General features: G+C 47.2%; 13 protein-coding genes. 1 reads left to right on the top strand and 12 read right to left on the bottom strand.

The window, feature by feature from the left end:
* Positions 1–23: 23 nt before the first annotated feature.
* Positions 24–416: a VOC family protein gene (locus C9J03_RS07245; protein ID WP_044621151.1), complete on the bottom strand. Its 393-nt coding sequence runs from the start codon at positions 414–416 to the stop codon at positions 24–26.
* Positions 417–667: 251 nt separating this feature from the next.
* Here C9J03_RS07245 and C9J03_RS07240 point away from each other — a divergent pair, with 251 nt between their 5' ends.
* Positions 668–2359, top strand: coding sequence for an ATP-dependent endonuclease (locus C9J03_RS07240; protein WP_044621152.1), 1692 nt, complete (start codon positions 668–670; stop codon positions 2357–2359).
* Between the two features lie 5 nt (positions 2360–2364).
* Here C9J03_RS07240 and C9J03_RS07235 read toward each other — a convergent pair whose 3' ends face one another.
* The 11 genes from C9J03_RS07235 to C9J03_RS07185 all read right to left on the bottom strand — a co-directional run bounded on the left by C9J03_RS07235 (position 2365) and on the right by C9J03_RS07185 (position 11875).
* Entirely contained in the window at positions 2365–2865 is a 501-nt protein-coding gene (locus tag C9J03_RS07235) for a DUF3833 domain-containing protein (protein WP_197078546.1), read from the bottom strand.
* Positions 2866–2918: 53 nt separating this feature from the next.
* Positions 2919–3440, bottom strand: a complete 522-nt coding sequence (locus tag C9J03_RS07230; protein WP_044621154.1) for a chalcone isomerase family protein — start codon at positions 3438–3440, stop codon at positions 2919–2921.
* A 48-nt stretch (positions 3441–3488) separates the two neighbouring features.
* Positions 3489–3980: a DUF2878 domain-containing protein gene (locus C9J03_RS07225; RefSeq protein ID WP_197078547.1), complete on the bottom strand. Its 492-nt coding sequence runs from the start codon at positions 3978–3980 to the stop codon at positions 3489–3491.
* 61 nt (positions 3981–4041) lie between these two features.
* Positions 4042–5277 carry an SAM-dependent methyltransferase gene (locus tag C9J03_RS07220; protein WP_044621156.1) on the bottom strand — a complete coding sequence of 412 codons (1236 nt, stop codon included), beginning with the start codon at positions 5275–5277 and terminating at the stop codon, positions 4042–4044.
* The gene (locus tag C9J03_RS07215; RefSeq protein WP_044621157.1) at positions 5274–6131 is read right to left on the bottom strand and encodes a DUF1365 domain-containing protein; all 858 of its coding nucleotides are present in this window, start codon (positions 6129–6131) and stop codon (positions 5274–5276) included. Before C9J03_RS07215 ends, C9J03_RS07220 begins: the two co-directional genes overlap by 4 nt.
* Positions 6131–7480, bottom strand: a complete 1350-nt coding sequence (locus C9J03_RS07210) for an NAD(P)/FAD-dependent oxidoreductase (protein ID WP_082060478.1) — start codon at positions 7478–7480, stop codon at positions 6131–6133. Before C9J03_RS07210 ends, C9J03_RS07215 begins: the two co-directional genes overlap by 1 nt.
* Positions 7477–8220, bottom strand: coding sequence for an SDR family NAD(P)-dependent oxidoreductase (locus C9J03_RS07205; RefSeq protein ID WP_231580581.1), 744 nt, complete (start codon positions 8218–8220; stop codon positions 7477–7479). Before C9J03_RS07205 ends, C9J03_RS07210 begins: the two co-directional genes overlap by 4 nt.
* Positions 8220–8651, bottom strand: coding sequence for a nuclear transport factor 2 family protein (locus C9J03_RS07200; protein ID WP_044621158.1), 432 nt, complete (start codon positions 8649–8651; stop codon positions 8220–8222). Before C9J03_RS07200 ends, C9J03_RS07205 begins: the two co-directional genes overlap by 1 nt.
* Positions 8652–8696: 45 nt before the next feature.
* Complete coding sequence (phrB, locus tag C9J03_RS07195) at positions 8697–10127, bottom strand: deoxyribodipyrimidine photo-lyase (protein WP_044621159.1); 1431 nt, start codon at positions 10125–10127, stop codon at positions 8697–8699.
* Positions 10114–10938 (bottom strand): MerR family transcriptional regulator, encoded by an 825-nt coding sequence (locus C9J03_RS07190; protein ID WP_052829621.1) that lies wholly within the window; start codon positions 10936–10938, stop codon positions 10114–10116. Before C9J03_RS07190 ends, phrB begins: the two co-directional genes overlap by 14 nt.
* Positions 10928–11875 (bottom strand): YbgA family protein, encoded by a 948-nt coding sequence (locus C9J03_RS07185; RefSeq protein WP_044621160.1) that lies wholly within the window; start codon positions 11873–11875, stop codon positions 10928–10930. Before C9J03_RS07185 ends, C9J03_RS07190 begins: the two co-directional genes overlap by 11 nt.
* Positions 11876–11948 lie beyond the last annotated feature (73 nt).

Here is an 11948-nt window from a genome sequence, read left to right as displayed (position 1 = left end):
CAAGAAAGAAGTAACGGGTTCAGTTACTGGTAACGACCGTGTCGCTGCAGGAACTCAATCTTGTAGCCATCTGGATCTTGCACAAAGAAAAACTTCGCTAACAGCTGGCCTTCTCGGAAAAACTCTTTGATATCTGCAGGCTCATAGCCAAGTTCGCTCAATTTTTGATGCTCTGCTTCAAGTTCATCAACTGCAACAGCAATATGGCCGTAACCACTGCCATGAGTGTAACTCTCTGTACCTTCATTCCAGGTCAGCTCCAACTCCATATCATTCTCTTCGTTACGAAGGTACACCAAGCTAAAGCCTTCGAAATCCAACTGCTCTGCAACATCCAGATCCAGTGCTTCTTTGTAGAATTTCAATGATTTATCCAAATCACCAACGCGCACCATTGAGTGGATAATTTTCGCCATCTGACATCTCCAAGATAATCAATAAGTTAGTATATGTTATTAGACGCTGACTATAGCAACTAGGCAACCAGACAACAAGAAGTTTCCCTTGCGCTTTCAGAGAGTTAAATTTTCAATAATGTGACAAATACATCCCCAGATCAGCCACTTATAAGATAGGCTTAAAGTATGGGTCCAATAAGCGCTTTAGCGCCACATACGCTAAGCATTATTACTTCACATCATTCCCGTTTCATTATGTTGAGGTGGCTATGCAGCTAAAACGCATCGAGATATCCGGTTTCAGGGGCATCAAACGGTTGTCCCTATCCTTCGACGAGCTTACTGTCCTTATTGGTGAAAATGCCTGGGGTAAGTCCTCATTGCTCGATGCGCTTGATATCGCCCTATCCCCTGACGCTAAATTCCATACTTTCCATTTTGATGACTTTCATGTCGACTACAGCGCCGGGCACGCAAAAATGAATCATCTCAACATTGTTCTCCACTGGCACGAAGACTACCCCGGAGAACATAAAGCCCGGCGTTACAAAGCATTTTCATCCGTCTGGGTCAAAAGCCAAGACCAATGTAAAGCCTTGTACTACCAGATCACCAGCAGCGTTGACGATGATAAAATTACTACCCACCGACGTTTTCTCAACAAGCATGGTGATCCCATCCCCTGCGACGACAGTAATAAGCTCGCCAAGCAGCTGATGGTATTACACCCGATTGTCAGAATACGAGATGCTAGACGGCTGCGTGAATACCGGCCAAGCATTGAGACAAATAAAAACGGGAGCAATGGCAACGGTCATAGTAACGGCAATGGCGCCGAACGACGTAATGATGAAAATGTTAGAATCCAGCGGCGATTAGACAACACTTGCCGGCGTCTAATGACCAAGCCAGGCCATGTGAGCCAAGCCGAGATAAAAAGTAGCGTTAATGCGTTACGGGCGTTGGTCGATCACTACTTTGCTTTTACCCCTCATTATCGCAACCAGCATTTTGATCGAGCCCATTTCCCTGAGCGTGCGCAATACGCTATTAACCCGCTGGAGCAATTAACAGAACCGGAAACAACCAAACAAAGCCGGCTAGTGCTAATGGGGCTACTCAATGCATTCATAAGAGCCAGAGGCCCTGTCGAACTGAAACGGATTTCTCGACCAATCATGATCTTAGAAGATCCCGAAGGCCGTTTACACCCGACGATCCTGCATCAGGCTTGGACATTTATCAGCAAAATGCCGATGCAAAAAATTCTGACCACGAATAGTCCGGATCTCTGCTCTGTCGTACCGCTAGAATGCGTCCAAAAGCTGATCAGGCAACCTAGCAAAACCCAAGTCTACTCGATCCTCAACCACAAACTGAGTCGAGACGAAGAGCGACGGGTAACTTTCCATCTCAGGGTGCACCGCCCCAGTGCGCTCTTTGCCAGAGCCTGGCTATTGGTCGAAGGCGAAACGGAAGTCTGGCTCTTTAATGAACTCGCGCGAATTTGCGGCTACAACCTTGCCGCAGAAGGGGTACAGATTATTGAATTCGCCCAAAGCGGGTTGAAACCACTGATCAAAGTGGCACGCCATTTTGGCATAGAATGGCATATGATCGCCGACGGTGATATGGCCGGCAAAAAATACGCGGATACGGTCAGGAACATTCTCGGCAACGAGGCTGAGCGCCATCGGTTAACCATCTTGCCTAAAAGAGATATCGAGCACTTTCTTTTTTTCAACGGTTTCGAGCCGCTCTTTCGTGACCTGGCCAATGTCCCCATCGAATCTCCAGTGACGCCCAAGAAAATCATTCAGCGCGCATTGAAGCGCCATGCCAAACCCGACGTCGCCCTGGCAATGATTAACTTCATTGAACAAGAGAACATCGACAATATCCCAATATTATTGCGCTGGATCCTTAAACGTATCGTCGCTATGTCGAGGGGGCAGAGCTAACGGGCTCACTGCTGCTTTTCGAAAAATAACGTCACTTTACCGACAGTAAAGCCCCACTTGGTCATCTTTGCGGTATTAAACAGGTGCTTTTCGTCTTGCAAATGCATCCAGTCGTTAAAAGTAATGTCGTAGGAGGTTCCATCCACCGGTATTCGCAATACATATTGCCAATGTAGGGTATTACCCAGGGCGATACCTTTGGCTTTACCGACAACATCATCAGCGCGGCCGGTGTAAGTACCATCAGGTTGCTGGGTGATCACCCAGACGCGGCGCTGTTTTTCACCATTATCAAAGACAAAGTCCTCCTCTAGAGTAAGAGTGTTATCGTCTACGGTGCCTTTGATATCAACGGTAAAGCGCCTGGTTTGTTTGCAGCTCCGATCTTGCAGCATTCCCCATGCGGCAACATTGCCGTCAAAGTATCTGAACAGGTTAAATACCGGTCTGGTGTTTTGATAATCTTTAATTGCCGCGCTACAACCCAACAAGCCTAACAAACACATGAAAAGCCACCCGTATTGCCAAGCTCTTCTTTTAAACTCAATAACTAGTGACATTAGCGTTTACCTATTAACTGATTGCGAATATCTGGGTATGCCGTGTTTGGCGATAGCCATATCTGCAAAAAAGTTTGAGACATCTCTATATCTTGCAACACTCCAATTTGATAATTGTCTTGAAAAAAAGCCCCCTGTTTGTCGTTAAAGACAAAAATCAATCGATCGCCTTTTTTAACATCCGGCCAGATTTGCTCTAAACGTTGACTCCAACGCTCACGCTTGGTCGCACTTACCCCTAGGTGCCGCCACTGATCCTTGGTTGCTTCAATGAGATCTTCACTGTCGATATTACGGTGGTATCGAATAACCAAAGCAAGATTGTCCCCCTCGCCCTGATATACGCCATCTGGTGAGCGCAGTTGCGAATCATAAATAACCCACGGTCCCCAGGTTAACCTAGCCTCTCCGACAGATGGCCACACCTGCCAGGGTGTCGAGGCCCCGGCGTGGACAGTGAACAAGCACAGTATTGCAGCTAACAATATTTGATAACTCGATATGGTTAATAATTGTTTCATATTTCCCCCTGGTACAGGGCAATTGCAAAATAAGCTAATGGAAACTGTTTAAGCCGAACAAGACGCACTGCGCTTTAACATCCGCGCAAGTAATAGTGAGAAAAACAACCAACTAGCAAAGAGAATAACCAGTGTTAAACCAGCCCCCAGCGGCCATTCAACCGCTTGCAAACGGTATCCGGCAAAATAACTCAAAGCACCACCGACTCCCCCGATCAAGCTGATCAGATGTATCGGATATTGCTTGACCAGATCCCTCATAAACCACACGAAACAACCAAAACCTAACCACAGCATCACCAGCCAAAAAGGCAGCAATGCACTCGGAAAAGCCAGAACGTTGGACGCACTGAGGATCCCGTCCATCAACACACCCGCCCCCGCAATTAGAAAGGCGTACCGTCCGACCTTGGGAAAGAACCACCAACAAGCAAGAAAGGAGAGAACAAGCAACCACACATAGGCTTGCTGCCCTAACACCGCAATAAGCCAATAAACATTGAACAAAAGGCCTGCCAGAATAAGCTTATAATCAGACATCATTATCACCTCTGTTGCTTCTGCCCAGTAGCGGTATGCCAACTCTATCGGTAACGAGCGGTCATCGCCATCCACCTCGGCTGGCAACAAGCTGTACAGTACTGATACTGCGCTCTAGAAAACCACCCTCGCAGTAACATAAGTAGTAGCGCCACATCCTGATGAACTGCTCGTCAAAACCCTGCTGTAGGTAATGATCTATGTTGTTGTTGAACTCCTTGTGCCAATCTGACAAGGTTCTCGCATAATCCATACCGATATCTTTGAGATCACGGATAACAAAGTCGGTATGCTGGGTAAGGTGTTGAGAAAGTACAGTCACCGACGGCAAGAAGCCACCTGGAAAAATATATTTTTGTATGAAATCAACACCTTTGCTGTAACTATCGAATCGCTGATCCGCAATGGTTATAGCTTGTATTGCCAATAGGCCTTCTTCTTTGAGCAGCGACTGACATTGCTTGATATATGTCGTCAGGTACTCCTTGCCAACAGCTTCTATCATTTCAACCGACACGATTTTGTCGTACTTGCCGGTTAAATCTCGGTAATCTTCCAACAAGAGCGTAATCTTTCCTTCAAGCCCCTGTTCATAGATACGTTCTCTGGCCCATTTATGCTGGGCATCTGAAATCGTTGTTGTTGTAACCTGGCATCCATAGTATTTAGCAGCATGAATGGCCAATGCTCCCCAACCGGTTCCAATTTCTAACAGGTGATCTGTCGGCTTGAGTTCCAGCATTTGGCACAAACGATCCATCTTGTTAAATTGTGCCTGGGATAAACTGGTCTCTTCACTGCCGTAGATTGCAGCCGAATAAAGCATGTTTTCGTCTAGGAAGGTACGATAGAAATCATTGCCAAGATCATAATGAGCCAAGATATTTCTCTTTGAAGCCTGCTTGTTGTTGCGTCTCGTGTAGTGGAGCCACTTGTTCTTAAAAGCAGTAAACCAACCGACCTTCGCTTCAATTTTATCTAGGATAGGAAGATTTCTGGCCAGCACCTGGACAACTTTTGTTAAATCAGGCGAGTCCCACCAACCGTCCATATACGCTTCTCCGGCCGCTATGCTGCCGCCATCCAATAACCGTTTGTAGAACCCCTGATGCTTAACCAGCAACTGTGCCTGCAACCCGCTGCACTTGTCACCAAATTGGAATGTTTCACCATGTACCTCTGACACCGTCAGTCCACAGCCTGTGAGCTGCTGTAAAACAGTGGTTACGATTTTCCTCGCTACACGATCTGTTCCTGACAGTGCCAATGATCCCTGGCTAACTTCGCTACTTATCATGGCTTCGACTCCTTATTATTTGATGGTGGAGGAAAATGCTCGGTTTCCTTCGCAGCTACTGGAGATTGATTGCTATCCGGGTGGGAATAAAATGGCACCTTCTTGAGCCAAAGCCTCAATGCTTGCCAATAAATCCCCCAAACGACTTTCAGCGTTTGAACTGGTGTTTGATAGATGTGCTGCCACAGGGTTGACGTCGTCATTGGAGCCCGCTTGAGCGACATTGTCGCATCCAATACCTTTAGGTCTGTCCGACTGTCATGAATATCCAAATGAAGCAGTAACCTTGACGACGGTGCTCTTAGTTTCCAGTAATATCGTTGGCTCATCGGATTGAATGGGGATACATGAAAAGATTTTTCTTCCAGCCACTGCCGCTGCAGCCACCTATCGCTGGCGGGTAAGGCGTAGTAATGCCTCTCATTCCAAGGAGTATTGCTTACCTCGGCGAGGACCCAGCGCCATTGCCCGTCTTCGTCATACACGTAATACAAATTCAACGGACTGAAATAAATACCGGCATACCGCAACTGACAGAGCATTAAGACCGTTCCGCTGACTGGCTCATTGGTCAGTTGCTCAAGCTTGGCGAAAACAGCAGCTTTTAATGCCACTCCCTGTTCAGCAATCCCAGCCTTGGCGGATTGATTCACCTGCTCAGCCCCTCTGAGGTAATCCGATACTTTGAACCGGGCAAACTGGTACCACTGGCAGCCAAAACCAAACACCTGCCGCTCAAGCTGCACGAGCTCATCTAAATTTATAAGCGGCATAAACATCGGATACTGAAATTGGTGCGAAACCGGTGAAAACCGACGATGCCTGATAACTCCAGAAAATAGGCCGCTGCGCATCAGGCACCCCCTCTCCGGGCCGCTATCTCTGACACGGCTTGAGAGCCCTCAGCAAAACCCTGTCGATGGGGATGCCTAACAGGAGTCTGGCGCTGAATGGCTTTTACTACATCAAGGGCACTGCGTACGCCGTCTTCATGAAATCCGTTGTACCAGTATGCACCGCAATACCACGTACTCTCCACGCCATTGATTTTATCCCGGCATTGCTGAGCCTGAATGCTTTGCTTGGTGAACACCGGATGGGCATAGACAAATTTTCGTAGTATCTTCTCAGGTGCGATTTGCTCATTCTGGTTCAGTGTGACACAAAAGGTTTCCGGAGCAGTAATGCCCTGCAGAATGTTCATGTTGTAGGTTAAAGTCGTTTGCTTGTTTTCCCACTGCCCCTCATCGTTATTACCCAAAAAATAGTTCCATGCCGCCCAAGCCGCCTTGCGCTTGGGCAATAAGAAATTATCTGTATGTAACACCACATCATTTTTCTGATAGCCGAGAGCCCCCAGTACGGCCTGCTCGGTTTCGTTGGCATCGGTAAGCATATTCAGGGCCTGGTCACTGTGACTGGCAAAAATAACATGGTCATAAATCTCGCTGACGCCATTTGCCGTGACGACCGCCTTACCGTGAGTGCGCTTGACCGAGGTGACCGGAGTTGAAAGCCGGATTTTATGTACAAATGGAGCGACGAGCTGTTTGACGTACTCCCTTGAACCACCCGGTATGACATACCACTGTGGACGATTAGTAACCTCAAGCAACCCATGGTTACGGAAAAAACGGACAAAAAAAGCCAGGGGGAATTGGCGCATATCGGCCAACGTCGACGACCAAATCGCAGCCCCCATTGGCAGGATGTAATTCTCGCAGAAATAGCGATTAAATTGATATTGGTTGAGAAAATCACCTAGCGTTTGAGTGTGGGCATAACTATGAGCCGAGCTAATATCGACGTCTCTCGCCACCCGGTTAAACCGCAAAATATCATAGATGAAACGGTAAAATTTAGGGTTCAACCAATTTCGCTTTTGGGCAAACATAGACAAGAAATTGTGCCCGTTATACTCCAAGCCATTAAGTGTGTTGTGGACACTGAAACTCATCTCGGTTGGCTGACCGGTGACCCCAATTTCAGCCAGCAACTTTTCAAAATTGGGATATGTTCGGTCATTGAAAACAATGAAGCCTGTGTCGATGGCATACCTACCGCTAGCCACCTCGACATCAACCGTTGCGGTATGGCCACCAATATAATCATTCGCTTCATAAAGGGTAATGTCATGTTGCTCGTGCAAGTAATGAGCACATGTCAAACCAGAGATACCGCTGCCAATAATTGCTATCTTCATGCAGTTCTTCCTGTCATACGTTTTACGGCGGCCAATTGCATCCGAATCGGTAGCAATGAAATACACTTCAGAATAAAGCTGAATCTAGTAGGAAAATGAATTTCTTTTTTGCCTGCCGCAATACCGGCTCGAATTTTTTCCGACGCGAATTCCGGCGTGACTATCATCGGCATGGCAAAATCATTTTTGTCGGTCAATGGCGTTTTAACAAATCCCGGACTCACTAAGCTGACCGTGACACCTTTACTTGCCAAATCTATAGCCAGCGTATGGGCAATATACGCGACTGCCGCCTTGGATGAGCCGTATGCTTCTGCCCGGGGGAGAGGAATATAGGAAGCAGTAGAGCCGATAATCACCAGGTGAGTATTTTCATTAAACGATGACTGCAAAGCTTCAATGCAATTGAGCATGCCGAAAATATTAACGTCATATACGCGGCGAAACAACGCCACATCAATCTGGCCATGCTCAATATATTCACAGGTCCCGGCATTGAGTATGATCAGATCTGGTGCGTTCGTTAACCCACCCAGCTTTTGGTTAACATCGCCATAATTAGTGATGTCGAAGCTGATAGCGGTGATCTTATCGCTAGTATCAGCCAACGCCTGTAGCCGTTCTTGATTTTGACCGCAGCCAAGTACCGACCACCCCTCCCTCGCATAATCAATCGCAAGCTGCTGGCCGATCCCCGAACTTGCACCCGTTATAAGAACTTGTTTTGTGTTGGTCATCATTACAGCCTCGCTTTTATCTGCCGAACGATTGGCCCTAACAGCGGTATGCCTTCATAAATCATCTCGCCCATATCGAAGTAGTCCCGATGGTAAATCACTTTCCCTTCGGCAAAGACTAAGCGTGAGCAGCCATTAACCAGACGTTTCTTGCCGGACTGGAGCTTTGGGTGTTGGAACGTCATTGTCCATTGCACATACGCAGTCTCGCCACAACAGAGCTGTTCAGTAATGTTGAAGCTGCAGTACTCGACAGCGTCAAACAGCCGGGAAAAATATTTAAAAAGCTGCCGGTAGCCTTCCACTCGGTGGGCCGGATCTTCGAATACGACATCGTGATGATAGATCTCTTCCAGCCCCGACAAATCTTGCTTATCGAGGTACTGATAGATTGCAACAAACTTATCCGTTAGTTCTGAGGTTTGCTCATCCATAGGTGCTCCCACATTAGTTCAGCATGCCCCACCAGTCATTGACGCCTATTGAGCTTCTTTGGCAATTTTGAATGAGCTAATTGCCAAAAGCCTTGCCTGTTTGTGGTCAACAATGGGTTTGGGGTAATGAATCTGCTCGCTACCTGGCCAAAGGTGTGGCTGGTGAATATATTTGTCCGGCACGTCCTTTAACTCATGCAACCAAGTACGAATAAATTCTCCTTTTGGATCAAAACGTTCTCCTTGGGTAGTGGGATTAAACACCCTAAAGTAAGGCTGTGCGTCTGTCCCGGTCGAAGCGGCCCACTGCCATCCACCGTTATTGGATGCAAAATCACCATCGATTAGCTTTGACATAAACCACTGCTCCCCGGCTTGCCAATGAATCAGCAGATCCTTAGTTAGGAAACTGGCAGTGATCATCCGCAGCCGATTGTGCATCCAGCCTGTTTGGTTCAGCTGACGCATTGCGGCATCCACAATCGGAAAGCCCGTTAGCCCGTGCTGCCAGGCTGACAACAACTCGCTTGATTGCTGCCACTGCACATTTTGGGTCCAGGACTGAAAAGGTTGGCCGCGGCACAAATCAGGGTATGCCACCAGAAGATGACGGTAGAATTCACGCCAAATTATTTCATTTAACCAACTAAATGCCCCACTTTCAGGCGCATCCAAACACATTGGGCTCACCGCCATCAGTACCGCTATGCACTGGCGCGGGGACAACATCCCCAGAGCCAGATAAGGAGACAAGCAACTTGTCCCGTCTATGGCAGGGATATCTCGCTGTTGATGATAGTCTTCGACTTTTTCATAGCAAAATGTCACTAGACGCTGGCGAATGGTCTCTTCCTCGACCGGCCATGCCATACTGTCTGAAGATGGATAGGTCACCGTGATTTGGCCAGGTTCATCAACAACCACCGGATTTTCAACCGGCTCTGGAATAGGCAGCGGTGTTGGCGATAATGCCCGGAACTGTTTTAGCCATTCTCTTCTGAAAGGTGTAAAGACCTTAAATGCCTCGCCTTTTTGCGTTTGCACCTTGCCTGGTGCAATCACACAACTATCGTCAAATACACTAAACTTGACCTGCTCTTGGGCTAGGCGATGGCCCGTCTTGTCATCGCGCTGGAGCTCGTTCCATTCGTATTGCTTGTTGCAAAAAACATGCGAGACACCATGCTTGCTCGATACCTCAAGCAAGGTTTGTGGGATCTGCTCAAAATCAGCGACTTCCTTGAAAATAAGTGGGATACCAAGCGCTTCCAGTTGCTGCTGCAAAATTGGCAGTCGGCGACGAAGCAAATCCACCTGTATCGGGGCAACATGATGTTCATGCCACTGCATCGGCGTGGATACATACAAGGCTATAAGCTGATCACATTGCTCTGCCGCAATAAACAAAGCGGTGTTATCCACCACACGCAAGTCAGCGCGGAACCAAACCAGGCCAATATGTTTATGCTGACTCATGTTGCCACTCCAATAGTTCTGGGTGAATAGTATTAATCAGCCCAAAGGACAGCAGCTCAGAGCCGGTCATACTGATTAACTGCTCTATTTGCGCCAATACGTCTGTTGGCAACTTATTATTACCATCGATATAGAGTTTTTTGTCAGACCATGAGTTAAGCAGTGACGTCAGTGGGGCTAATTTCCCTTGATATCTCGGTAGTATGGTGACACTGTAACCAGCCTCAGATAACTCCACCGCCTTTAGCCAGAAACGCGAGCTAGGTTGCTGGTCAAAACTCATCAAGATACACGCTTTCTTATTGCGTTTTCGTGAAGCCGCAATTAACGATAAACAGCGCTCTTGAAGCACAGTGTCCCAAATCACCCTTTGCACATCCTGTAGCGGGTTGTCTGGTTGGCATATTTCATTGATAACAACTCGCACGATTTTGGATTCCAACACCTTGACAGGATACTCTTTCATCAATTGGATAAGCTGCTTGTCCAGGGAGCTGGCGTTTAACTGCGCGAGCGCGGAAAGTATATTGCCAACCCCCTTTTGGCTGTCGTTCTGCTCATCGTTATTGTTGTAGGGCGTAAGCTTTCCAAGCATGGGTTTTACTTTGCCGATAGCGACCCCTTTATCAAGCCATTCAACAATTTCCCGGATAGTCTTGATGTCCTGAGCAGAGTATAAACGGTGTCCTTTTTCCGTTCTTTTGGGATTGATCAGACCATAACGTCTTTGCCAAGCCCTTAATGTCACAGAGTTCACCCCAGTTATTTCTGAGACATCTTTGATGGCATAGTACTTGTTTTCAGAGTCCATAACGTAGCTTCAAATCTTCAGGGTAAGGGTCAATAAAAGTTTGCAACTGCAGATACGGATCAGGGTATTCCCGTAAGTAATGCTTGATCAGTGCCAGAGGGACTAGAATAGGTTGGTGCCCTTCCTTATAGCTCATAATCAAATCTGATAATTCTTTCTTTTGCTCCTTGGTCAACGAGCGCTTGAAATAACCTTGCAGGTGCATCAACACATTGGTTTTATTTTTTCTCGACGCCCGCTCTTTTATAGCCTCCATGAATTGCAATCGATATTCCAAATAGAATTCATCAAGGTCCCACTCGCTAATGTGGGCAACCATACTACCCAATGCTTTGTAGGCGCTCGGGCTATGCGCCATTAAAACCAGCTTGTAGCGCGAGTGAAATTTAACGATGGATTTTGCTGAAAGCTGATCACGCACCGAATGGTATAAATCATGAAGGGCGAAGATCCGAAAAACAAAGTTCTCCCTCAATACAGGATCGTTTAATCGACCGTCTTCCTCGACAGGTAACCAAGGCATTTTGCTCATCAGTTCTCGGGTATAAATACCGACAGATCCGCCCGGAACAGTATTATTGTTGGGTATGTGAAGTTTTACCCGCTCCATACCGCATGTCGGGGATTTGGCACAAACCACATAACCGCACAGATCATCGAACTGCGACGCTTTCTGGTGGGCAAAAGCAACCATCTTGTCGGTATAGTCGACATCTTGCTGCTTGCTCTCTACTAACCGTATTTCATCGGAAGGCAATTGAAGTAAACGTATGACTGGACGGGGCACCTGCATGCCAATCCCCATCTCAGGACAAACCGGCTTGAAGGTAAAGTATTTGGAAAGTTCATCGACGATGAACCGATTGAGCTTGTGGCCACCATCGAATCTGACCCGCTCGCCTAGCACGCAAGCACTAATTCCCACAGGTATCTGCATGACTGTCCCTACCTTGTACAAAAATCACATCTTGTACAAGGAAGAATAGACGATCGGTTCAGTTATACAAAAA

Origin of the sequence: Photobacterium gaetbulicola, assembly GCF_003025515.1 — a bacterium.
Lineage (GTDB): Bacteria > Pseudomonadota > Gammaproteobacteria > Enterobacterales > Vibrionaceae > Photobacterium > Photobacterium gaetbulicola.
The sequence above is the reverse complement of the archived record's forward strand: the minus strand, read 5'-3'. Positions and strand labels throughout refer to the sequence as shown.